The sequence below is a fragment of the Sphingopyxis sp. genome (assembly GCF_019459305.1).
In the GTDB taxonomy this organism is placed as follows: Bacteria; Pseudomonadota; Alphaproteobacteria; order Sphingomonadales; family Sphingomonadaceae; genus Sphingopyxis.
The window spans coordinates 1-22,717 of record NZ_JAIBES010000047.1; the positions used below are offsets into that span (position 1 = coordinate 1).

General features: G+C 62.8%; 23 protein-coding genes and 2 pseudogenes. 19 read left to right on the forward strand and 6 right to left on the reverse strand.

Features of this window, described 5'->3' with window-relative positions:
• Window positions 1-122: 122 nt before the first annotated feature.
• From K0M74_RS05425 to K0M74_RS05450, 5 genes and pseudogenes are all read left to right on the forward strand, one after another.
• On the forward strand, window positions 123-470 hold the full coding sequence (locus K0M74_RS05425; protein ID WP_293968937.1) for a MarR family transcriptional regulator: 348 nt from the start codon (window positions 123-125) through the stop codon (window positions 468-470).
• 381 nt (window positions 471-851) lie between these two features.
• Window positions 852-987 (forward strand): annotated as a pseudogene (locus tag K0M74_RS05435) (IS481 family transposase); the annotation flags it as partial.
• A gap of 141 nt (window positions 988-1,128) precedes the next feature.
• Window positions 1,129-1,683 (forward strand): hypothetical protein, encoded by a 555-nt coding sequence (locus K0M74_RS05440; RefSeq protein WP_293968891.1) that lies wholly within the window; start codon window positions 1,129-1,131, stop codon window positions 1,681-1,683.
• Between the two features lie 637 nt (window positions 1,684-2,320).
• On the forward strand, window positions 2,321-3,379 hold the full coding sequence (locus K0M74_RS05445; protein WP_293968893.1) for an acyltransferase: 1,059 nt from the start codon (window positions 2,321-2,323) through the stop codon (window positions 3,377-3,379).
• A 270-nt stretch (window positions 3,380-3,649) separates the two neighbouring features.
• On the forward strand, window positions 3,650-3,772 hold the full coding sequence (locus K0M74_RS05450) for a hypothetical protein (protein WP_293968895.1): 123 nt from the start codon (window positions 3,650-3,652) through the stop codon (window positions 3,770-3,772).
• A gap of 126 nt (window positions 3,773-3,898) precedes the next feature.
• Here the strand turns inward: K0M74_RS05450 and K0M74_RS05455 are convergent, their stop codons facing one another.
• On the reverse strand, window positions 3,899-4,579 hold the full coding sequence (locus K0M74_RS05455) for a helix-turn-helix domain-containing protein (protein ID WP_293968897.1): 681 nt from the start codon (window positions 4,577-4,579) through the stop codon (window positions 3,899-3,901).
• A 505-nt stretch (window positions 4,580-5,084) separates the two neighbouring features.
• Between K0M74_RS05455 and K0M74_RS05460 the strand changes: the two genes are divergently transcribed.
• Window positions 5,085-5,723, forward strand: coding sequence for a PEPxxWA-CTERM sorting domain-containing protein (locus K0M74_RS05460; protein WP_293968899.1), 639 nt, complete (start codon window positions 5,085-5,087; stop codon window positions 5,721-5,723).
• The gene (locus K0M74_RS05465) at window positions 5,720-6,400 is read left to right on the forward strand and encodes a L,D-transpeptidase (RefSeq protein ID WP_293968901.1); all 681 of its coding nucleotides are present in this window, start codon (window positions 5,720-5,722) and stop codon (window positions 6,398-6,400) included. Before K0M74_RS05460 ends, K0M74_RS05465 begins: the two co-directional genes overlap by 4 nt.
• Here the strand turns inward: K0M74_RS05465 and K0M74_RS05470 are convergent.
• Window positions 6,397-6,705 (reverse strand): hypothetical protein, encoded by a 309-nt coding sequence (locus K0M74_RS05470; RefSeq protein WP_293968941.1) that lies wholly within the window; start codon window positions 6,703-6,705, stop codon window positions 6,397-6,399. The two genes, K0M74_RS05465 and K0M74_RS05470, sit on opposite strands and share 4 nt — an antisense overlap.
• On the opposite strand from K0M74_RS05470, the pseudogene K0M74_RS19800 reads away from it, so the two are divergent.
• Window positions 6,619-6,903, forward strand: a pseudogene (locus tag K0M74_RS19800) (CAP domain-containing protein); the annotation flags it as partial. The gene K0M74_RS05470 and the pseudogene K0M74_RS19800 sit on opposite strands and share 87 nt — an antisense overlap.
• 137 nt (window positions 6,904-7,040) lie before the next feature.
• Here K0M74_RS19800 and K0M74_RS19805 read toward each other — a convergent pair.
• On the reverse strand, window positions 7,041-8,045 hold the full coding sequence (locus K0M74_RS19805; protein WP_366932634.1) for a cell wall hydrolase: 1,005 nt from the start codon (window positions 8,043-8,045) through the stop codon (window positions 7,041-7,043).
• Between the two features lie 182 nt (window positions 8,046-8,227).
• On the opposite strand from K0M74_RS19805, the gene xrtV reads away from it, so the two are divergent.
• The 5 genes from xrtV to K0M74_RS05505 all read left to right on the forward strand — a co-directional run bounded on the left by xrtV (window position 8,228) and on the right by K0M74_RS05505 (window position 12,569).
• Window positions 8,228-9,142 carry an exosortase V gene (gene xrtV, locus K0M74_RS05485; protein WP_293968903.1) on the forward strand — a complete coding sequence of 305 codons (915 nt, stop codon included), beginning with the start codon at window positions 8,228-8,230 and terminating at the stop codon, window positions 9,140-9,142.
• Window positions 9,135-9,842, forward strand: coding sequence for an exosortase-associated protein EpsI, V-type (gene epsI / locus K0M74_RS05490; RefSeq protein ID WP_293968905.1), 708 nt, complete (start codon window positions 9,135-9,137; stop codon window positions 9,840-9,842). Before xrtV ends, epsI begins: the two co-directional genes overlap by 8 nt.
• Window positions 9,843-9,845: 3 nt before the next feature.
• Window positions 9,846-10,691, forward strand: coding sequence for a SurA N-terminal domain-containing protein (locus tag K0M74_RS05495; RefSeq protein ID WP_293968907.1), 846 nt, complete (start codon window positions 9,846-9,848; stop codon window positions 10,689-10,691).
• Window positions 10,692-11,079: 388 nt separating this feature from the next.
• Window positions 11,080-11,478: a hypothetical protein gene (locus K0M74_RS05500; protein ID WP_293968909.1), complete on the forward strand. Its 399-nt coding sequence runs from the start codon at window positions 11,080-11,082 to the stop codon at window positions 11,476-11,478.
• Entirely contained in the window at window positions 11,475-12,569 is a 1,095-nt protein-coding gene (locus K0M74_RS05505) for a glycosyltransferase family 4 protein (protein ID WP_293968911.1), read from the forward strand. The genes K0M74_RS05500 and K0M74_RS05505 overlap by 4 nt, the downstream gene beginning before the upstream one ends.
• On the opposite strand, the gene K0M74_RS05510 is transcribed toward K0M74_RS05505, so the two are convergent.
• The gene (locus K0M74_RS05510) at window positions 12,558-13,514 is read right to left on the reverse strand and encodes a UDP-glucuronic acid decarboxylase family protein (RefSeq protein WP_293968913.1); all 957 of its coding nucleotides are present in this window, start codon (window positions 13,512-13,514) and stop codon (window positions 12,558-12,560) included. The two genes, K0M74_RS05505 and K0M74_RS05510, sit on opposite strands and share 12 nt — an antisense overlap.
• 145 nt (window positions 13,515-13,659) lie before the next feature.
• Between K0M74_RS05510 and K0M74_RS05515 the strand changes: the two genes are divergently transcribed.
• The gene (locus K0M74_RS05515; protein WP_293968915.1) at window positions 13,660-14,838 is read left to right on the forward strand and encodes a glycosyltransferase family 2 protein; all 1,179 of its coding nucleotides are present in this window, start codon (window positions 13,660-13,662) and stop codon (window positions 14,836-14,838) included.
• Here K0M74_RS05515 and K0M74_RS05520 read toward each other — a convergent pair.
• Together K0M74_RS05520 and K0M74_RS05525 are read right to left on the reverse strand one after the other, a co-directional pair.
• Window positions 14,783-15,580 (reverse strand): WecB/TagA/CpsF family glycosyltransferase, encoded by a 798-nt coding sequence (locus K0M74_RS05520; protein WP_293968916.1) that lies wholly within the window; start codon window positions 15,578-15,580, stop codon window positions 14,783-14,785. The two genes, K0M74_RS05515 and K0M74_RS05520, sit on opposite strands and share 56 nt — an antisense overlap.
• On the reverse strand, window positions 15,577-17,154 hold the full coding sequence (locus K0M74_RS05525; RefSeq protein ID WP_293968917.1) for a tetratricopeptide repeat protein: 1,578 nt from the start codon (window positions 17,152-17,154) through the stop codon (window positions 15,577-15,579). The genes K0M74_RS05520 and K0M74_RS05525 overlap by 4 nt, the downstream gene beginning before the upstream one ends.
• Before the next feature lie 116 nt (window positions 17,155-17,270).
• Here K0M74_RS05525 and K0M74_RS05530 point away from each other — a divergent pair, with 116 nt between their 5' ends.
• The 5 genes from K0M74_RS05530 to K0M74_RS05550 all read left to right on the forward strand — a co-directional run bounded on the left by K0M74_RS05530 (window position 17,271) and on the right by K0M74_RS05550 (window position 22,589).
• Window positions 17,271-17,900, forward strand: coding sequence for a polysaccharide biosynthesis/export family protein (locus tag K0M74_RS05530; protein WP_293968918.1), 630 nt, complete (start codon window positions 17,271-17,273; stop codon window positions 17,898-17,900).
• A 20-nt stretch (window positions 17,901-17,920) separates the two neighbouring features.
• On the forward strand, window positions 17,921-19,126 hold the full coding sequence (locus tag K0M74_RS05535) for a hypothetical protein (protein ID WP_293968919.1): 1,206 nt from the start codon (window positions 17,921-17,923) through the stop codon (window positions 19,124-19,126).
• Entirely contained in the window at window positions 19,126-20,571 is a 1,446-nt protein-coding gene (locus K0M74_RS05540) for a Wzz/FepE/Etk N-terminal domain-containing protein (RefSeq protein WP_293968920.1), read from the forward strand. The genes K0M74_RS05535 and K0M74_RS05540 overlap by 1 nt, the downstream gene beginning before the upstream one ends.
• 24 nt (window positions 20,572-20,595) lie before the next feature.
• On the forward strand, window positions 20,596-21,396 hold the full coding sequence (locus K0M74_RS05545) for a CpsD/CapB family tyrosine-protein kinase (RefSeq protein WP_293968921.1): 801 nt from the start codon (window positions 20,596-20,598) through the stop codon (window positions 21,394-21,396).
• Between the two features lie 392 nt (window positions 21,397-21,788).
• Entirely contained in the window at window positions 21,789-22,589 is an 801-nt protein-coding gene (locus K0M74_RS05550; protein WP_293968923.1) for a hypothetical protein, read from the forward strand.
• Window positions 22,590-22,717 lie beyond the last annotated feature (128 nt).

Below are 22,717 nucleotides of genomic sequence, written 5' to 3' on the forward strand. Positions count from 1 at the left end.
ACATGACCCTTGAGAGCGTCTCGGGATTAAGCGATAATGCCATCATCACGTTGCCCGCGATGGCAGCATGATCAACCCGGCTTGGCCGGAGATCGCTAAGGCTGCGCCGGCGAACCTACACCATCAAATGGGACACGACCGGTCAATATGCGGTTTTGCGGCACCTTTGGAGCGCGGACGGGATGGCGCAGCATGAACTGGGACACGTCCTGCAAACCTGCGAGCCGACCATCAGCCTCGCGCTTCGCCGCCTCGAAGTCATGCGCTTTGTCCGCCGTGAAAAAAATCCGGCCAATCGCCGCGAGCGGCTGGTTTTTGTAACCGAGGATGGAAGGCGGCTGCGACCAATCCTTGCATCGATTGCCCGTGACATAAATGCAGCAGCGATAAAGGGTCTTTCAGAGAAGCAGGCAGACGAATTAAAGTTGTTGCTCTGGCGGGTTATCGGCAACCTTGATGTCGGCCTTTAAATCCGAGCGCAGCTGCCGAGGCCAGGCCCTTTCAGAACTACGTGGCCCTTTTTGGTGTAGCGGGGAGGTCCTGGGGCCGCGTATGGCTTAATCGGGCCTTGGCCGGGAAGCCGCATCGCGGTGCCATTCCGTGGGAAGCGGTGATCGCTGAACTCACCCGTCGGTCGAGGGCAGCCCGGTCTTTACGCAGGGGGCGTTCCCTTCCGACCATTTTGCCGATCCGGTGTGGGGCATGCTGCTCGATCTCTATGCCGCCCATCATGAAGACCGGCTGGTCTCGGTATCGAGCCTGCAGGAGCCGAGGTCTGGCCCTGCACAGCTGCCAGTCGTCTTTCGGCCATATCCAGCGGTTGAAGTTCATAAGACAATAAGCCTTGCAGAATGTCTGCCTATAACTTCGCAAAGCATTTGAAGGCCCTGCGCTTCAAAAACACTCTATGATGCCATCGAAGAACTCCGGAAATCAAAGCCAGATAGCTTCAATATGAAACCATTCCATCACCCGCTGGGACCGCACACCCAGAGGTTAGGATGCGACTTCTGCTCAGACCCTTCTGACCACGAACGGGCGCCAGCCGGTCAAGTCCGATTGTCCCAGCCAGGTCCTGTGCTAACCATGCCACGCCCGGGTGGGTGACCCGTATTGAAGGGAAGAAAATTGGTCGGCGAATGGCAAGCTTCGATCGCGCTGCCGCAAATGGCAGACTGGGTGACGGTCGCCGCCTGCCTGCTTGCAGCCGCGATGTCGATGCGGGCAGCTGCGCGCTGCGCTTCGGCCGCGTTCGATCGACATTTCTGGCAGTTCGCCGCGGGGCTGCTGGTTTTCCTCGCAGTCAACGAACTGCTCGATCTGCACACGCTGCTCACGATCGCGGCCCGGGCGCACGCCAAGGCTTTCGGCTGGTATGGTGCGCATCGCACGGCGCAATATGCCTTCGTCATCGCCCTATCAGGTGCCGCCGCCATGGCAGGGCTTGCAATGCTCTGGCTGACCCGGCGCGCCGATCATGCCGTTCGTATTGCCGTGGTCGGTCTCGCATTCATAGGCCTCTTCGCGCTCCTTCGCGCGGCGTCGTTTCATCACCTTGGCGATTTGCTAGGCGGCGGCGCCTCCCGATTTGACTGGAGTTCGGTGCCGGAAATTGTCGGCATAGCGGTCGTCGCCTGTGCTGCGGCAATCTATCCTCGCGATTGCGACATGGAGGCTTCATAGGCCGACGAAGCACTTCGCAGCACAGAATCTACGCTCAAGCAATGCGAAATCAGGCGGTCAAAACGATGGCCAAATGGTCGTTTTGCGTGGCCGCTGCGATTAAACCCATGGACGCATTAGCGAAAGCGGCGCGCCGGGAGTTCCTGCGACTGCCTTATTCCCTGGCTATCCGACCGTGCTTATTTGTGGCTTGCTGGCGTGGGTTGAGTCGCAGAAATAGCCGGAGAAGATGCTTCGATCGGATATGTAAGTGACGCGGTGGGTCGGGCCGGTCAGATACGTCTTAGCGGATCTGCAGTAGCAGCGGGGTATTGCGCCGCGAGCTTGACCTTGCTGCAGCGAGCGCGCCGTGAATGGCGACCTTGCAGGGCGAACTGGCTTTTTTGTCTTCCCCCCCCCTCGCCGCGTGCTGCCGAGCCAATCAGCAACATAGACGATCGCAGGACCGACAAAACATCGCCCGCTTACAAGTTTGGAGCGACCAGCGCCGTCCTCAGTCAGGCCACAGGGTGCCGTTCGCACGACAGGTCGCGCAGCGAAAATCCGCTGAAGGAAAGTCGCAGCACCGATCACGCCAAGCTAGACAGGGGACAAAAACCCCGTAGCATCAATCGACAAGGACAAACGGGAAAGATTGATGCAGTCATTCGGGGGAGCAGGGCCAGCACCGCTGCAGCATTTGCCTTTGCTCGATGGCTGGCGCGCGCTGAGCATCACGCTGGTGCTTGCCGGTCACCTTTTGCCGATCGGGCCGAGCGGCTGGCAGCTGAACGAGCCGACGGCTGCGACCGGTATGGTGATGTTCTTTACCTTGTCGGGCTTTCTCATCACCCGATTTCTTATCGAGGACGGCGATATCCGCCGGTTCCTCATCCGACGGCTTTTGCGGATCGTACCCCTCGGTTGGCTCGGCATGCTGCTCGCCTTCGTCGTCGCTGGCGGCGCAAGCACCGGCGAGATTTTTGGCAATTTCCTGTTCGTAGCTAATCTGCCACCCGCTTCTCTTGTGGCTCCGGGCGCACATTTCTGGAGCCTTTGCCTCGAAGTCCAATTTTACCTGTCGGTCGCCTTGCTGGTTGCCGTTGGCGGCAAACGGGCGCTGCTGATCATCCCGCTCGCGAGCGTCGCGATCACCTGCGCGCGCATCTATTGGCAGGAGCCGATATCGATCGTAACCTGGTTCCGAGCCGACGAGATCCTTGCCGGGGCAACGCTGGCGCTGATCTATGAAGGCTGGTTCGGTGAGCAGGTCCGCCGCATGGTCGCCCGCCCGAGCATCTTTCTGCTGCTTCCCCTGCTGTTTGCTAGCGCCGATGTGCGGACCGTTTATCTGCCCTATTTGCGGCCCTATATCTGCGCGTTAATGATCGGAGCGTCGTTGTACAACGCGCCGGGCTGGCTGCGCGCCCTTTGCGAATGGCGCAGCGTTGTTTACGTCGCCCAGACATCCTACGCCCTCTATGTCTTCCATGGCATTTTTGTAGGCAGCTGGCTCGGCTCGGGCGACACCTTGGTCAAATATGCCAAGCGCCCACTCCTCCTCGCGGCCACCTTCGCATGTGCCCATCTCTCGACGTTCCATTACGAGCGGCGCTGGAACGCCCTGGGCAGGCGTTTGGCCGGCCGTCCCGCCCGTGCCGATGTCGCCGCCGGGTTGGCGCAAGACACGGTAATGCCGAAGAATCCGCTCGCCTGATCATCAGGCCCATCGTTCCTGTCGCTTACCCCGATCGCTTGCGCTCCGGCGTGGGAGCTACGGCGCCGCGCAGGTCCAACACACTCGGCGAGATCGCTGTGGCCAATATTATGATCGCTGTTAAGGAACTGATGGGGAGGTGGCCATTGGGGCAGGCACCATCATGGTCTCGCGCGCGCTGGCGGAGGCAGAGCATCCGGAAGTCACTTTGACTTGCGGCGCTGATTTTTATTATTTTCCGTTCGACAACACGGCGAAGCGACGAAGCCCATGTCCAGGCAAACCGCAATCGTCCGTCATCCGCAGTTCGATGCTGGCCGGGTCGATCGGCTGGTGTTCGAAGGCTTAAAATTTGCCAAGCGAGTCAAGGCCGCAGCGGTGCGCGCCAATTGACCGCTCCATCCTGCGGATGATCGCAGCATTCAGCAATGGCGCCGTTTTTCAGGGGCGCGGTGCGAACATCAGTCATGGCAGGCTTGCAAGCGCTGGCGGTAGACACCTGGCGGTGCGACGCTACCATCAAATCTCGATGAAGATCCGGATCTTGTCGGGGCTCGCTCCCGTCGCGCGGGCAATGCGGTCACGCCCCTGGACGATCAGATCTTCATAAGGCTCGGAGGCGAGATCCACGAGCAGCTGGGTCACCGGCACGCCAAGCAGCGCGGCGAGCGCCGTCATCCGGTCGGGCTTGGGCCGTGCCCGTCCCTTTTCCCAGCCCGAGATCGAAGGCGCGCTGACGTCCATTTCGGCCGCAACGGCGGCCTGGCTGAGACCGCGAGCAATGCGGAGGCGTTTCAGATTCGCGCCAAACCGGAGGGACGGGTTGTGAACTTCGCTGGTCACCGACGGCATCGGGCCTTCGGGTGCCGATACCGGCGGAGCCAGTCCGCGCAACTCGGCGGCGCTGACCGCAGCGGGCGAGATCGGCGATTTGAATTCGCAACCGAACAAAGAACCGCTCGACCAGAGCAGCCGCGCGGTCACCACCCCGGCGTGCGGCAGTTCGACGTCGATCTTGTCATCGACGGCGAGGCCGGCGTCACATTCGATCAGCATCCCGCTCTGAGAGATATTGTGAATCGTAACCACCAGCCCATCACCGCCGGCATGGGCGAGCACATTGAGCTGAAGTTTGCGGCGCGGCTTGCGCCTGCTGCCGGCATCGGCTGCCGGCGACTGAAGATATGCAGAAATGGCCATGACCTCATTGTCGGTGCACGCGGTTAACAAAATGCTAGCGCCGCAGCACCAAAGCAAGTGGCGGGTGGCTGTAACTCGGGGTGCGCCGCCTCAGGAACTGCAGGTGAAGAGACCGACGCACTCGTCAAGGCGCCCGGGGCCGATTCGGTTCGCCGGAATCGTCCGCCGTTCCATATTCGCCGTCGGAAGATGTAACAATATTTACAAAACTTTGGTCCGCGGGGTCGCGGCGGGAAGTGGACAGATCGACATCCCGGGGTCACTCCTCAGCCAGCGCCCCGCCGTCCGCTGGTCGCGGGACGGCCATGCCCAACATCTCCAGATAACGATTTTAATCGTGCATTTTCTGATGGATAGATATCCTCTCTCGACGTAAAATATCGGTTCCCTTGCTGCGGATCGCTCATTTACGAGCGGGTCTGGCGCTGTGCCCGAACGGGACATGTCGGGCTGGCGCCGAAACAAATATCTTCACGCGATGTAATATATGCGCTAGGCCACTGATATGGCTCGGTTGATCGCATTTATAGCTGAAAAGCGTCGCGTCGCGGCGATGGCGCTTGCCATGCTCGTGCTCGCGCTGATGTCGGTGACCATTCCGGCGTTCAGCGGCGACGGAGGCAGCCTGATGGCGCAGACGTCCGATGCGCTCGATCGTTATCTCGGTCGTTCGCCCGGCGAACGATCGGAAACCGATCTTCTCAAGGGCAAGGCGAGCAAGGGGCCGTCGCTGACCGATCGGCTGCTTGGTCGCCGTGGCAACGGCGGCGGCGAACCCGAACAGCGGGCGCTTGGTAAAATATTTGACACGACCCCCGAGGCATCGCTCGGCGAAATGGCAGGCGTCCCCGGACCGATTGATCTGGCGGCGCCTCCTCCCTCCGATCTTCTGCCGCTGGGGTCGGTCGGCGGCGCGCCGGGCGGCGTGGGCACGCCTGGCACCCCCGGTGGTATCGGAGGCATCCTGCCGCCCCCCACTTCGACCACACCTGGCGAGCCGATTCCGCCCGGCACCGAGACGCCAGTTGCGCCGGTCCCCGAACCCGCTACTTGGGCGATGATGCTGACCGGTTTCGGCCTGTGCGCGGCGGCAATGCGGCGGCGGCGCAAAAATCCGGCTGAAAGCATGCTGCGCGCGGCATGATACGTCGCGGCCTGCTGGCGGCGCTGCTGATCGTTGTCGCGATCGGTTCGGGCTTCCTGATTGCCAATAGCCTCGTGACCGTGCCGCTTATGGCAGGCGCGGCAGACATGTCGGCGCGGCCTACCGTCGCCCCTCCTCAGTTGCAAAACGCACAGCGCGATATCCTCTCGCCTGCCCAGCAGGCTTCGGCGCGCCGCAGCGGATTGTTGCCCGCCGGCGTCCGCTCGCTGCTGCGGACCGAAGGCGTGATGCGGCACGGCGATTTTCGCTGGAACGACGACGGCGTCGCGGCGGGACCGCTCACCATCTGGGTCGATCTGCGAACCCAGCTGATCTCGGTGTTCCGCGACGGACATGAAATCGGAACCGCGGTGATCGTCTATGGCGACGACACGATGGAATCGCCGCTCGGCCGTTTCCCGATCCTCTCCAAGCATCGCGACTATCATTCGCGCACCTATGATGCGCCGATGCCCCATTCGCTGTTCATTACCAATACCGGGGTCGCGCTGCACGGCAGCCCGATGTCGAGCCGCCGCGCGACCCATGGCTGCATCGGCCTGCCGGACAAATTTGCGCAGCGCCTCTTCGACGCCGCCAGCATCGGCGATAGCGTCGAGATCATAAGATCGGCCGATATCGGCGCACCGCGCCGCCCGACGGCCACCAAGAGCTAATCAGAAATTAACCAAATCCTGCCACCTCGTCTTAGTCCATTCGGAAGTAGGGCATCCCCGCTTCTTGGAGATGCACTATGTCGCGGTTTGTCAACACGACAGCAAAAATCGCTTTTCTTGCGATGGCTGCGACCTTGCTCACCGGCGCGCAGCCACGCCTCGGCGCCGTCAACGACCGATTGCTCGACAGCCATAACCGCGAGCGTTCGCTCGCCGGCGTGCCGGCGCTGCGCTGGAACGGCGACCTTGCGCAGCGCGCGCAGGCGTGGGCGGATCATCTTGCTGCGACCGGGCGCTTCGAGCATTCACCTAATGTCCCCGGACGTCCGCTCGAGGGCGAGAATATCTGGGGCGGCACGCCGGGCGCGTTCCGCCCGGAATCGATGGTCGAGCTGTGGATCGCCGAGAAAGAATATTTCGTCCCCGGCGTCTTTCCCCGCAACAGCCGCACGGGTCGCCCGCAGGACGTCTCACATTATACCCAGCTGATCTGGGGCCGGTCGGCCGAGGTTGGCTGCGGCATCGCCCTGAGCGACCGGGAAGAAATCCTGGTGTGCCGCTACAGTGAGCCCGGCAATGTACGCGGTCGCGATCCGTTCGCGCACGAGTGGCAGCGCGCATTTACGCCCCCTGCCCCGGGTCAATCGACCTTGAGATTGCCCTTCGCCATGTCGACCGCCAGCTTCGCTGGCGTCTCGTCGGCTCTGATCGAGGGCGCCACCTCGCTGCGCGGCAGCACCGACGCACTGCCATCGGTCAGCGCGCCCGCCGTTTCATCGGCGGCCAGCCGCGACCCGCGCGGCACCGTGCCGGCATATGGCGAGGCCAACGTCACATCGCTGTCAAGCTCGGCCAGTCCCTCGATTTGTGGCTGGATGTCGAAGAACTGCTCCTGGCTCACCGACTGACGGAACGCGGCGCGCCGTCCCCAACCCCCCGCCCAGCGGTAAAAAATATGGCGGTCGATCTTCGCCAGTTTGGCGAGCGACGACGCCCAATAGGGCACGACATAGTCAGCGTGATAATGGGTTGCCATGCCGACGCCCGGCTCGACATAACCCGATAGCGCCGCCAGCGCGACCTGCCGCGCTGCATCCCAGCCAGCGCGCGAGGGACGGCGGGCAAGACTGCCGTCGCAGGTGAAGGTGAACTGGCAGCCAGTGCGTCGCTCCGAGCCCTGATAGACGACGCCGCAGATGCTGTTGGGAAAGGCCGGATGCCGAGCCCGATTCAAGATCACCTGCGCGACGCCGCGCTGGCCGGTGACCGATTCCTGGGCGGCCTCGTAATAGACGGCGGCGGTCAGGCAATCCATCGCCGAACGGCGTCCGACGAAGGCCGCTGCATTGAGCGGCACGACCAGCGGCGGCGCACGCTCGAGCGGAGCAGTCGAAAAGGGCAGCGTTTCATTCTCGGCAAGCGCATCGTCGGCGGTCAACGGCTTGTAGGCTTGCGGGACCGGGAGCGGCGGCAATGGCCTCGCGATGTCCGTGACTGCTCGCTGCGACGGCGACGGCGATCGATCGGCCCAGAGCGACGCTGCATATAATGCGGCGGCCAGGACGCCGCCGATACCGGCAACCATCAGGGATATGCCGAAGGCGCGGCGGCGCGAAGCCGCAATCATTGGGGTGGTCGCATTCATCGGCTCGCCGATTACACCAGATTCCCCTGCAATGCGCCCATGTTTATCGTGGACGCCGGTCCAAGTGCGGGACAATGCGGCGAAATCTGTATCAGGGCGACACGGCGCGGCGCGATGGAAAGATTGGCAGGACGCGCACTTTGCTATATCCCCCTGCCAAACCTCTCATAAACGAGTAAAGAATGGCCACTGTCGCCAACGTAAAAGTCGCCGGGGGACGGCCCAGCCGCCTACCGAAGCAGGTGTCGGCGAGCACAATCGTGCTGCTCGTCGGCCTTCTGCTGTTCAGCGTTCCCACGATGATGTTCGTCGTCGAGCAGTCATGGTCCGGCGAAGAAGGTGCGCATGGACCGATCGTTCTGCTGACCGGATTGTGGCTCCTCCACCGGCGGTGGCGGGAAGTCTCTAGCTTCGCCGCGCCGGCACCGTCCGGGATCGTCTGGCTGCTGCTCGCAATCCTGATCCCGCTGCAGATCTTCGCGCGGATCACCCAAATCGTCGAGATCGAAGGCTATCTGATGTACGCCGCGGTGCTGGTTATCCTGTACAGCATCGTCGGCTTCGAGGTGATGAAACGGCTCTGGTTCCCGCTCTTCTATCTTGCATTTATATTCCCGCCGCCCGAGACGTTCGTCGCCTTCGTAACCGTCCCGATGAAGATCTGGCTCTCCGAGGCCGCAATCTGGTTTCTCACCCTGTTCGGCTATCCGATCGGCGGCGAGGGCGTGCGCATCTATATCGGCCAATATGAGTTGCTGGTCGCCGCGGCCTGTTCCGGGATCAATTCGATCATCTCGCTTTCGGCCATTTCGCTCTTCTATATCTACATGCGACATCAGGCGCGATGGCGCTACGCGCTCCTGCTGGTGCTGCTGATCGTACCGGTGGCGCTCATCGCCAATTTTTTCCGCGTGTTGATCCTGATCCTGCTGACTTATCATGCGGGCGAAGCCGCCGCGCAGGGTTTCTTGCACAATTTTGCCGGGATCGTGATGTTCGCAATCGCGCTCATGACGATCTTTGGGCTCGATGTGATCCTGAAGCCGCTATGGGACCGCTATATCGAGACGCCCGAAGAGGAGGTAGTCCATGGCTGAGCCGAGCAAATCACCCGTCACCTTCGACATCTCGCGCCGCAACATGCTCCTTGGCGTCGTGCTCGGCGGTGCTTCGGCGGTTGCCTTTGCCCGGCAGCCCGCGATCGCCAACCCGAAGATTCCCGAAAAGCGTTTCGAGGAATGGGTTCCGAAAAGCTTCGGTGCCTGGGATGAGGTATCGCAAAGCGGGGTCATACTGCCGCCACCCGATGCACTCAGCGACCGGCTTTACGATAATCTCATCACGCGCGTGTATGTCGCACCTGACCTCCCACCGGTGATGCTGCTGCTGGCCTATAATAATGCGCAGGACGGCGTGCTGCAGGTTCACCGCCCGGAGTTCTGCTATCCGGTCGGCGGGTTCCAGCTGACGCCGACGCGCGATATCATGATCGAGGCCAGCAACCGCTCGGTGCCCGCCAATTTTTTCACCGCGACCGCCCCGAACCGGGTGGAGCAAGTCGCCTATTTCACGCGCCTCGGCTCCGCCTACCCCAGAAAATGGAGCGAGCAGCGCATTGCAGTAATGCGCGCCAACCTCGCTGGCGAGGTTCCCGACGGCATGATGATGCGCGTCTCGGTGCTCGGCTTTGATCCGCGCGAGGCGCAAGGCCTGCTGACCGGTTTCGCGCGTCAGTTCATCGAAAATTCCAACCCGAGGATGCAGCGTTTGCTTCTCGGTCCCGAGGCAAGAGGATAAATCATGTACCGCACTACTAGCATTGCGATCGTTCTCGCGAGCTTGACCCTCGTCGGCTGTGGCAAGGAAGCGACCGGCCAGGTCGCCGCCGTTGTCAACGGCGAGGAAATCACCCTCCAGGAAATCAACGCCGAACTGGGCAACACGCCCATCCCCGAGGGGGTCGACAAAAAAGTCGTGCAGCAGGCGGCGCTGCAAAAAATCGTCGAGCGGCGCCTGCTTGCGCAAACAGCGCGCGAAGACGGCCTCGACAAGACCCCCGATTATCTGCTGCGCGAGCGCCAGCTGCGCGATGCGCTACTGGTCCAACTGATGGGTCAGCGCGCCGAACGCGCGCTGAAAGTTCCCGACCAGCAGGAGATCGATAAATTCATCGGTGACAATCCGCTGATGTTCGCGGAACGCAAGATCCTGACCATCGACCGGATCCAGTTCGCTCTCCCCGAAAAGGTCGACCAGCTCAAAGCGCTCGAAAATGACCATTCGATGGACGCCGTCGCCGCGAGGTTGCAGCAGATGGGCATCCAGTTTCGGCGCGACACGCCGCAGGTCGATGCTGCCTCGCTCGGCCAGCAACGCATGGCGCAGATCCGGGCGCTTCCGGCTGGCGAACCTTTTGTCGTTCCCGAAAATGGCGTGGTGACGGTAGGCGTGATTGTCGGCGAACGCCCCGAACCCGTGTCGGCCAGCGACGCGCGGCCGCTGGCGGTGCAGGCGCTGCGCAAGCAGAAACTCAACGAAACCGTGCAGCAACGGCTGAAGCAAAGCCGCACGGCGGCCGAAATCGAATATCAGGCGGGTTTTGCACCGGCTGCCGACAAAGCGAAGGGTGCGGCCGAAAAGAAATAGGCCGCGCGCGCCACGCCGCCCGGGCGGCGTGGCCGCAACCCGCTGGCAGGCACAGATAGCGGCTCGCATAAAAATGCCGTACCGCGGTATCCGCGATGATGCATCGCCGCGCATTCGCATCGCACCGCGAATTGCGTTATCATAACGTGCGCAGCGTGCGCGTCATGACCGGGATTGCGCGGGACCGGTACCGCAATTCGGTCGCGCCGCCAAGGGGGGCGTCATGGACATTGTACAATGGATCGGCGTTGGGTGTCTGGCGGCGGCGGGCGCCGCCGGCGGCGTCGCGCGGAGGCGGGCCCGGGCGGGGGGGGGGCGGGCGCAAGGCGGCGTCGCGGGGGCGGGGGCGCCCGCCGCCTGCCTCGTCGCCGGAAGGCGGCCCTGGCCGTTGCTCGAGCTCGCCAATGCCTGCTTCGCGTTCGCAGCTGCGTTCGGCTGGCGACACAGCCTTCTCGCGACGATCCGAAGCGCGGTCAGCGACGCGACGGAGTCACTCGGCAAGCTGCATCTGGCGGCGCTATTGCTGGTAATCGCAGCCTGCCTTTTCGCGCTTGCCAAATTGCGCCGACCCGCCGCGGACGGCGCGAACCCGGGCGTGGCAACGGCTACCTTGCTGACAGCCCTGCTTTTTCTGGTCGACATGGCGCCACTTGGCGGTATCGATGCCTTGCTGCAGCGTAAGGCGAACGGCCTGCCCGTGATCGGCTGGCTGTGGATCTCGCTCGGTGCAGCGACGGTCCTGGCCGCACTGTCTGCGGCCCGGTGTTCAGGAGCCAATATGCGATGAGACTGTTGTTCGCCCTCCCCGGCTTCCACCGCTATGATCGCGGCGCCGAGGTCGCGCTGCTTGCGGTTGCCGACGCGCTTGCCCGCACTGGTGATGATGTCATGGTGATGGGCTCGGGTCCGGCGCGCGCCGGAACCGCATATGATTTTCGCAGTATACGCTCAGTCCGGCGAGAACGGTTCGAGCGCTTTCCGTTTTTTCCAGTGCTGCGCAGCGAAACGGCGTGGGAAGAAGCAAGCTTCACCCCCGGGCTGCTCGCGGCCTACCGACCCGGCGATTATGATGCAGTGGTGACCTGCTCCTTCCCCTTCACCCACTGGGCCTTGCGGCGCCCGTCCCCGGCAAGCCCGCTGCAGATCTTTGTCACCCAGAATGGCGACTGGCCCGCTTATGCCTCCAACTCCGAATATCGCAGCTTTCGCTGTGACGGGTTGGTGTGCACAAATCCCGATTATTTCGAACGCAATCGCGAGCAATGGCGCTGCGCGCTTGTTCCCAACGGGGTCGATCTCGATCGCTTTATCCCTGGCGTAGCGGAGCGCGAACGCTTCGGACTGCCAGCTGACAAGTCGATCGTGCTGATGGTCAGCGCCTTCATCGACACCAAACGGGTGCTTGACGGGATCCGGGCGGTGAGCCAGCTCGACGATGCCTTTCTCGTCGTCGCCGGCGATGGTCCGCTGCGCAATGATGGCGAAGCGCTCGCTGCCGACCTGCTGCCCGGGCGGTTCAAGCGTCTCAGCCTCGCGGCGAGCGACATGCCGGCGCTCTATCGGTCGGCGGACGCGTTTCTGCACATGTCGCTGCTCGAATCCTTCGGCAATGTCTTCATCGAGGCCTGGGCGAGCGGACTCCCTGTCATTGGCCATGACAGCGAGCGCCTGCGCTGGATCTTTGGCGATAGCGGCAAATTTCTTTGCGATACCGAAGATCAGCGGGCGCTGGTCGCGATGCTGCGGACCGCCCTCGCGCGTGGGCGGCTGCGCGAAGGGCAGCCGGACGGCATCGAGCGCTTCTCATGGGCAACCATCGCCGACCAGTACCGCGATTTCATCGCTGGCCTGCTCGCTGAGCGGCGATCAGTTGGCTAGCTCGCGAAAATAAGCGATCGTCTTGCCGAGACCTTCGCGCAGCGCAACGTTCGGCTCCCAGTCGAGTTCAGCACGCGCCAGCGTGATGTCGGGCTTACGCTGGGTCGGGTCGTCGGAGGGCAGCGGCAACTGGATGAGCTTCGAGCGCGAGCCCGTCATGTCGATGACCAGTTCGGCCAGCTCGCGAATGGTGAATTCGACCGGGTTGCCGATGTTGACCGGACCGGTGAAGCCGTCGCGCGAATCCATCAAGCGGAGTAGGCCTTCGACGAGATCGTCGACGTAACAGAAACTGCGCGTCTGCGATCCGTCGCCGAATATGGTGATGTCGTCGCCGCGCAGCGCCTGCATGATGAAATTGGAGACGACGCGGCCGTCAGCGGGATGCATCCGCGGGCCATAGGTGTTGAAGATGCGCGCCACCTTGATGTCGATGTTGTGCTGGCGGTGATAATCGAAAAACAGCGTCTCGGCGCAGCGCTTGCCCTCGTCGTAGCAGCTGCGCAGGCCGATCGGATTGACATTGCCCCAATAGGCTTCGGTCTGCGGATGCTGGGTGGGATCGCCATAGACTTCGCTCGTCGAGGCTTGGAGGATCGGGATCTTGATGCGCTTGGCGAGGCCGAGCATGTTGATCGAACCGATCACCGACACCTTGGTGGTCTGCACCGGGTCGTGCTGATAATGGATCGGCGAGGCGGGACAGGCGAGATTGAAAATCGCATCGACCTCGACAAACAGCGGCCAGCAGATATCGTGGCGCAGGAACTCGAAGCGCGGATGCCCGAGCAGATGCGCGATATTGGCCTTGGCGCCGGTGAACAGATTGTCGACGCAGAGCACCTCGTCGCCGGCAGCGATCAAACGATCGATCAGATGCGAACCGACAAAGCCCGCGCCGCCGGTGACCAATACCCTGCGGGCCGAAAAATATTCACGCGCCATCGTTGCTACATTCCTCCACATTCTCAGCTGCAGGTAAAGCGCACAGCGCCGCTTGCAAAGCGCTCAATTTTTTGTCGTGTGATTTTGATAGGGGGCGCAGGGTATTCTTGCCGTTTCGCGAGGATAGGCTAGAGCCGGATGTTCCATGATCGAAATCCTCGCCTGGCTTCTCATTGTGCCGTTGTCTGCATCACTCTTATATCTTGGCGTCGAGCTGCTTTTCGGCCTCTTTCGGATCGACACGGCGAGCGCACCTCTTTCGCCCCTGCCGCGCATATTGCTGCTCGTCCCAGCGCACGACGAAGCGGCAGGTGTTGGAGCGACTGTCATGGATTTGCGGGCCGTCGTCCCTAATGCAGACATCCTCGTAATAGCCGACAACTGCCGCGATGAAACCGCGGCCGCAGCGCGCTCAGCGGGCGCGCGAGTGGCCGAACGCGACGATCCCACGCGTCGCGGCAAAGGATATGCGCTGGCATTCGGCCGCGACCAGGTCGCTGCCGATCCGCCTGATGTCGTGATCATAGTCGATGCCGACTGCCGCCTTGCCGCTGGCAGCGCCGAGCGTCTCGCCGCCCACGCGATTGCGCGCGACCGACCGGTCCAGGCGGCGTATCTTTTGACCACAAACGGCACCGCGTCGCCTCTGGTCGCCGTATCTAACTTCGCAGTGCTCATCAAAAACTTGGTCCGTGCACGCGGCCTTGTCCGCCTTGCTGGCGGGAGTCTGCTGTTCGGGACCGGGATGGCATTTCCCTGGCCGCTCTTCCGCACACTGCCGCTGGCGACGAGCGATGCGGTAGAGGATCTCGGTCTCGGCCTCTGGCTGGCGCGTCAGGGCATTGCCGTCGTTCTCGACGAACGCTCGCAGGTAACGAGCCCCGCTGCAGCGCTCGCGAGCAGTCGGGCGCAGCGCAGCCGTTGGGAGCATGGCTTCCTGCTCACCGCATTCCGGCAAGGCCTACCCTTGCTGGTCGGCGGCATCGCATCGGCCTCGCGCCACCGCGCAGCGCTTGGCGCCCATCTCCTCGTCCCGCCGTTGGCACTGCTGATGCTGCTGGCCTTGACTGGGCTCGCCCTCGCAGGCGCAACGGGCACCGCGTCAGGCCATTGGCTACCCTTTCTCATTCTAATTGCCGCCTACATATTTGCCGTGGCCATGCTGTTGGTTGCCTGGTGGCGGCATGCACGGACCGAACTGCCATTCGCGGCACTCCTCCGCGTTCCCTTATATATGATGTGGAAGATACCGATTTATATCAGTTTTTTTACCCGTCGCCAGACTGGCTGGAACCGGACGCGGCGTCCGGGCGAGGAGGATTGATGCGGCGCCAACCCCACCAGATTAAGAATATTCTCGGCCCGTCGACCAAGTAACGGCGCCACAGGCGCCGCGGCTCGCTGAGCAGGCGGTATAACCATTCAAGACTGGCGCGCTGCATCCACAAGGGGGCGCGGCTCTTCGCTCCGGTCACAAACTCGAGTGACGCTCCGATACACAGCGCAACGCCGCGCGCCTGGCCGCGCGCCGCGATCTCGGCACAGACGATCTCGCTTTGCGGGGCGCCAATCGCCAGAAACACGATATCAGCGGCGGCCGTTTCGACAAAGTCGGCGATCGCGGCGCGCGCCGCGGCGCTGCGCCGTACCCCCATCGGCGGCTGGTGGAAGGACCAGGCAAATCGGGGAAAGCGCGCTGCAAGCTCGCGGTGCAGCGCGGTATCACCTCCGACAACCGCGATCCTGCAGGACGGCAGTGCCGCCAGGAGCAAGTCGCGCGTCAGGTCGCTACCCGTGACCACCGGCAGCGCGAGCCCGGACCAGCGCGCGAGCCGGGCCAATATCCGGCTGTCGCACAGGCACAGCGCGGCGGTCTGGTAACTTGCGACAAGCTCAGGATCACGAGTGCGGTGCAACTGGACGATATGATCGACATTGGGGGTCACGACATAGGCGAACGCCGCATCCGCGCCGAGCGCCCCGACGCGCTTGGCCGCCGCCGCCCTCGTGAGGCAATCGAACTCGACCCCCAGAAACGCGCAACGCGCCGCGGCAGCGGAGGTCATCGCATGACGATCCGACCGAAAAGGCCGTTTGGCGCCGCCTGGCCGGGAGCAAAGTCGATGGCGTACAGTGTCGCGGCGTCGGCGAGGCCTGCTTCGGCGGCCTGCCGACAGGACGGGTCGAACCGCTGGCAGCTATCGCGGTAGAGGCGCCAGCCGCTGAGCAGCGCGGGGGCGGCATGGGTCAGCCGGCGTGCCACCGAAACCGCCTCTCGCTCCATCCCTGCGCGTGCGAGCCAGTCGATATAGGCGCCCGCCAGCTCTGCGTCCTGTGAATTGGCGGCGATACCTTGCCGCCACATCCGGCGGGCATTTTCCATATCCTCGCGGCGCGTGTAGGCGTCGGCGGCCAATATCCAGGCCCGCGTCTGCCCGGAACATTGGCTGGCGGCCACTTGTGCCGCGCGCTGCGCGTCGGCGACGGCGCCCTGCTGCAGGGCGGTTTCGGCGCGCACAGTCAAGGCAAGGCAATGGGTGTCGTCTGCAGCGATGACTTGGTCGGCGAGGCGCCTTGCTTCAGACCAGCGCCCCTCGCGCGCCGCAATCAGCGCATCGATCGCCTTGCGCTGGCCGACCTTCAGTCCTGCAAGCAACTGCCGCGCTGCAGCGAGGCGGTTGCGCTCGGCCAAAAACTCCGCGGTCGCGAGCCGGGCTGCCATCGATCCGGTGGACGCAATGGGCGCTAGGCTCGCATCGGCAGGCCCGACGTCGCCATATTCGCGCCAAAGCGCGAGACTCTGCGCGATCCGCTCGGCAGTGGCTTTGGGATCGGCCAACGCCGCAACGATCAGGTCGATACCCTCGCTCGCGCGCCCGTCCTTGAACGCGAAATTGGCCTCATCGAGCCGCAGATCGGGATCTCCCGATGCGAGGTTGCGCAGCAGCGCGAACTGGCTGCGCATCCCCTGAGCGTCGCGCATTACGCGGTAGATTTCGAGCCGCGTCACCACGACCCCCCAAGTATTGGTTTTCGTAACACCGAAGCCCGAGAGCACTTGCAGCGCCGCTTGCGGTGCCCCCTTGCGGACCGCGATGCGCGCCTTGAGGATCACGCCCCCTTCGTCGTTGGGGTCGCGCGCCAGAATGCGGTCGGCAATGCCATCGGCCTCCGAATAGCGTTTGCGGATAACGGCATGAAGGCCGCGCATCAGCAGCGCGCCGGGCTCGTCGGGCGTCAGCGAGAGGATGGCATCGGTCGCCTCGATTGACTCACGCAAATTCCCAGTCTGGAGCCCGAGCTGCGACACTGCCTGCAGCGCCTCCATGTTCGTCGGATCGAGTGACATCGCGTCGCTATAGGCACTGAAGGCGCCCGACCGTGAGCCGGCTGCCATTTCGATGCGGCCGCGCAACAGATGATATTGCGGCTCGTCGTCGCGTTGCTCGATTGCCTCCTTGATCGCGAGCCGCGCTTCGGCGATGCGGTTCTGACCGAGCAGGTTCTGCGCCAATGCGGCGTCTTCTGCGGCCGCGACGGCCGAGCCGCCGCATCCCGCAAGTGATGCGGTCGCGGCGAGCAATAATGTCCCGACGGCAATCTGGATCAGGGGTAACGGGAGCTTCCCAAACTGGGTCAAGGTGCGGAGATCCTAGAGTTAACAAGCTAGCCAAAAACTTTAGAGCATCTTATAGACACGGCGAATTAACTGTCGACCGCTCAATAAGGTACACCCGAATGATCAGACGTCCGCTCATGATGGCGCTCGCCGCCGCAATAACGATGACGTCGAGCGTACAGGCGCAGTCCGTCAGCAGTCCGGCAATCCAACCGCGGCCCGCGACAGCCGGCGCCACCGTTGCCCAGCCCTCCCCCGCGTCGACCTACCGGATCAACGCTGGCGATGAACTGGAAGTCTATGTCTGGGGCGAAGAACGTTTGCAGCGCAAGGTCAAGGTGCTGCCCGACGGTACCATCGCCTTCCCCCTGGTAGGCCAGATCGTGGTTCAGGGTTTCTTGCCTGCCGACGTTGAACGGCTGATTACCACCGGTCTAAGCGCGCAATATGTCGGCGCGGTGCCGCAAGTCACCGTCTCGGTTGTTGTGCCATCGGGCATGCAATTTTCCGTGATGGGCCGCGTCAAGTCGCCTGGCACCTTCAGCCCCGGGCGTTATGTCAACGTCCTCGAGGCGCTGAGCATGGCAGGCGGCCCGGCAGAATTTGCCAATCTCGACAACGTGCTGATCATCCGTAAGTCGGGCAGCCAGCTGCGAACTCTTAACGCGCGGCTTGCGTCGCTGTTCAAGGTCGGAACCGACTCCCGCGATGTGGCTGGTGGTAACATTTTACAGATCGAAACAGGCGATACGGTAATCGTTCGCTGATGGAGCAAAGGATTCGCTTGTTGAAGTACCTCGCTTCTTCCCTGATCGCCGCAGTCTGCGCGTGCAGTGCGTCGGCGGCTTTTGCCCAGTCGCCGCCGGAGATGACGCTCGATGTGTCGGTGGGGGGCGGTATAGCGACCAATCCGTTTCTGGACGGCAATAGCAAGACTTCAGGATCGGCAACCATCGCCCTTTCCCCGTCGGTCTTTATCGAAGACGAGTTAGGAGAGACGCGGCTCAGCGGCGATTTACTCCTAACCCAATATTTTCAGCGCTATGGCAACGATATTTCAGGCGCACTCGAGGCGGCAACAGTCCGCAGGCTTGACGAACGGACGCAGTTGGAGATTGGCGTTTCGGCGCGCACTTCCCGATCGGCGCTGCGCGATAGCCTGATCTTTGCGCCGACGCCGAGCGATATGCCCGGTCCGCTGGTGCCGCCGGTGAGCCCGATCCTTGACACCACGCTTGCCGGAACGCGCGCGCGCACGACGAGCATCGGGACGACCATCGGCATCGCCCACGAGCTCGACGAACTTAGCGGGGTCAACGCGGGCGTCGAACTTAATGGAACTTATGTCGGCAACGATGCCGGCTTCGACTATCGCAGCGCTTCGGCCTATTTGGGGTATCAACGTAAGCTTTCGCCGCGCACCAGCGTGACGATGGGAACGCAGGTCGGGGGCGTTGATTATCTCGGCCGACGCACGGGCGACAGTCTGATTGTTTCGCCGCGCGTCGGCGTGCAACAGCAGCTCAGCGAACGCATGAACCTGATTGCCGACGCGGGAATTTCATTTGTCAGGACGGCGGTAATCGGCGGTCATAGCGAGCGCGTCACCTTTGCTGGTAGCCTCGGCCTTTGCGATCGCGGTCCGAACCGGTCACTGTGCCTGTCGGCCAGCCGCAGCGCGCAACCGACCGCGCTCGGGGGCGTCTCGACGGTCACCACCGCCGCGCTGAGCTATGACGCACGGCTCAGCCGGGTCGATCGGCTGGCGCTCGGGGCACGTTATGGCCGGACCAACGAGGATGGCGCGGGCCTCCCTCTGGTGCGGGTCACCGATTTCGTCGGCGCCTCAGCTACTTATAGCCGCGATATCAGCGAACGCGTCGCAATGACCGTCACGCCAAGCTACGCGAAGTTGTTCGACGATCTGCAGCCGCGCCGTGCCAATTACTCAATCATGTTTGGGCTGACGATGAAGTTTGGAAAGCTGCGCTAGTGGACGAAACCCTGTACGATCCCCCGCTCGACGACAGTGCAGCGGGCGGCAATTTCCTTGAGCAACTGCCCGTCATCCTCTGGCAGCGCCGCTGGTTCATCATCCTTCCCGCAGTCATCGGCATTGTCGCGGCTGTCGCGGCCGCTCTACTGATTCAGCCCACCTATCGGTCAAACGCGATTATGCTGGTGGAATCGCCGCAGCTCCCGAAAGAAGTGCTCGGGCTCGACGGCGGCGACATGATCGACCGCCGCGTGGCGGCGATTCGCCAACAAATCACGGCGCGCCCCGATCTGATCCAGCTGATCGAGCGCCACGGGCTCTATACGAGCGAGCGCCAGAGCAAGCCGCTGTCGGAAGTGCTCGCTGACATGCGCTCTGCGATAACCCTGACACCTGCCGAAGCGATTCTGCCCGGACGCAGCACGGATAGCCGGACAATTTCGTTCGAGCTTGCGTTCGAATATTCTCAGCCGGCGCAGACGCAGGCGGTTACGCAGGATCTCATGGACCGGGTGCTCCAGCTCGACGCCCGCGGCAGCGCCGAGCAAGCCACCAACACCGTCCAGTTCCTCACCGACCAGTCGGCCGGGCTCGAAACACAGATAGCGGCGCTGCAGTCGCAGATTGCGCAGATCAACGCGCGCAACGGCAGCGCCCTGTCCGGTGGCGGTGTCATCATGGGCGGCGGCACTGGGAGTTACGACGTCCAGATCGCGGCCTTGCAGCGCGACAACCAGTTGCTTATCCAGCAGCGCAACGTCGCGCAAACGAGCGATCAGCGCGACCCGGTGGTCGCCGCGGCCGAACAACGGCTGGCCAGCGCCCGCTCGGTATACGCGGACACACATCCTGATGTTGTGATTGCGAAGCAGGCTCTCGCCGAAGCAAGAAAGCTGGCCAAATCCAACAGTGAAAAGCTGCCGCTCGATACGATCGACGAACAGATCCGTTTCAACAACGAACAGATTGCAGCGCTGCGCGCCGCGAAAGCCGGTGAAACAGCGCAGATCAATTCGCAGCTCTCGGCGCAGGCACGAGCTCCGCTCGTGCAGCAGCAGATCAGCGAACTTCAGCAGCGGCTCAATGCGCTGAATTCGCAGTATGACGAGGTCCAGAACCGCCTGATGTCGGCCCGGGCCGGGGTGCGCGCCGAAGACGAACAAATGACCGAACGGCTTTCCGTGGTCGAACCACCGGTCATTCCCGACCAGCCGAGCTGGCCCAACCGCTGGCTGATCGCCGCGATCGGGATCGGCGGCGGCCTCGGCCTCGGCTTTGTCCTTGCGCTCGCGGTCGAGCTTTTGCTCCGTCCGATCCGGGATCCCTCAGCGCTGAAGTCGATTTTCGGCGCGGCGCCGCTCGGCATTATCCCGATTATCGAGGTCACGACGGTCCGCCGCCTCGGCTGGCGCCGCTTCATCCCGTCGCGCGCCAAGCGCTGATACCCAATGCCCGAAGGTTTCCCCATGGCTGACGCCGAACTGCCTACCGCAATTGACCCGGAATTTCTGACGCTGGCCAGCTTGACGGAATTTACCCCGCCAGTGACCGAGATCAGGAAGCACCGAATCATCGGCTTCGACAATCGCGACGCGCGCGCGCGACCATTCAATCTGCTGCGCACCAGCTTCGCCAAAAAGCTCAAGGAAGACGGTCACCGCTTGATCGGCATCACGTCCGCGACCCCGGCGGCAGGCAAGTCCTTTCTGTCGATGAACCTTGCCAGTTCGCTGGCGCGGGTGGTCGAGGAACCGATCTTCCTGGTCGACCTCGACATTCGGCGGGCCTCGCTCGCCGACGAGATCGGCCTCGTCCCCGAACATGGAATCGAGAGCTATCTCGAAGGCACGATCGACACCCTTGCCGGGATCGGCCGTCGCATCGATGGGACCAGGCTCGGGATATTTCCGACCATACGGCGCTCGCGCAACACGGCCGAGTTGCTCGCAGGCGAGCGGTTCACGCAAATGATAACGACGCTCCGTGATCGCAGCGAAGCATCGGTTATCCTGTTCGACCTGCCGCCGGCCTTCGCCAATGATGACGCGATGATCAGCCTGGCGCAGCTCGACGGCTTCGTACTGGTGGTCGATGCGGGCACGACGACGCGCCGGCATGTCCAGGATGTGATGGCGATGCTGTATCCGACGCCCTGCATCGGCACGATCCTGAACCGCTATCAAGGCGGATTGGGCGACAGCTATGGCTATGGCTATGGCGGACCCAATTACGGCAAATATTATGAACGCGCCGCGAGCGACGACTAGTCCTCTTCGCGCATGGTGATATTTCTTTGCAAATCAGGTGCTTATATTCCCAATCACGGATCATTGGTAAGCCGCACACAGGACGTGATCCGCCTTTATAATGCTGACGAACCGCGTCCGAGCCGAGAGAAAAGTCCTGACGATCCAGCCGCGGTAACCCGTATTATCGGCGGCGCTTTCGGTTTTGGAGACGACTCCTCTGCCATAAGCCGCGACCATACCAAAACCTGCGACGGCGAGGCGCAGCAAGAGCATGGGCAATGGTCGGACCAAACAGGCGATCGCTCGCCTTCCGTCCTGCCAAAACGTCGCCGACGCCCGATCCGCCGGGCGGACCAAAGTCAGTTGCGACGATCGCAACCCCTCTCCCCATTTCGCCGCAAAGGATAGCGATGACGCCTCTCCATCTGAATTCGCTGTGGGTCGGACCGCGATTGAATTATCTTGAGCGCCTGTGTCTCGCCTCGGCCAAGGCTGCGGGTCATGATTTCACGCTGTGGAGTTATGACCCTGGCGCCCTCGCCGGGGTGCCGCCGGGAACCGATTTGCGCGATGCCGCCGAGGTGATGCCACGCGAACGCCTTCTGCATTATCGTGACAGCGGTTCGGTCGCACTCGGCGCCAATCTGTGGCGCATCGAACTGCTTGCCAAGGGGCTGGGTTGCTGGGTCGATATGGATTTCATCTTCTTGAAATCGCTGCCTGCCGATGCGCCCTATCTCTTCGGCCTCGAATATGAGGGGTGGATCAACAACGCGGTGGTCTACGCGCCGGCGGACTCGGCGCTGGTGCACGACCTGCAGACTATCCCGCGTCCCAATCTGGTGCCGCCCTGGTGGGGACCGCGGCGGCGGCTGCATTTTTTGTGGCGGCGCTTGCGCGAGGGGTTGATTGAGCTCGAGGACTATCCGTGGGGCACGTTCAGCGCCGGGCTGCTCACATATGCGATCAAACGCAACAAGTTGATGACGTATGCGCAGACGCCCGAAGTTTTCTACCCGGTCCGCTACAAAGATGCGCTGGCGCTTTACGAACCCGCTGCAACGGTCAAAGCGATGCTGACGACGCAAACGGTGGCGGTTCACATGTGGCATTCGCGACTCCAGGGGCTTCGCGATTCCCCGCCGGCGCCTGGGACATTCATCGACGAGATGTGCCGCCGGTTCGCCGTCGAAACGGCCGACGCCGCTTAGCAACGACCGGCCCAGCCGCGCATCGTATCAAGTCTACCATCGGCCCGCAGCCTACTCCGCATTTGGAGGCTGTTGCTTCGCCGGGCCCTGTCCAGCATTGCCGTCAGCGTTTTGCCTAAACGGGGCTG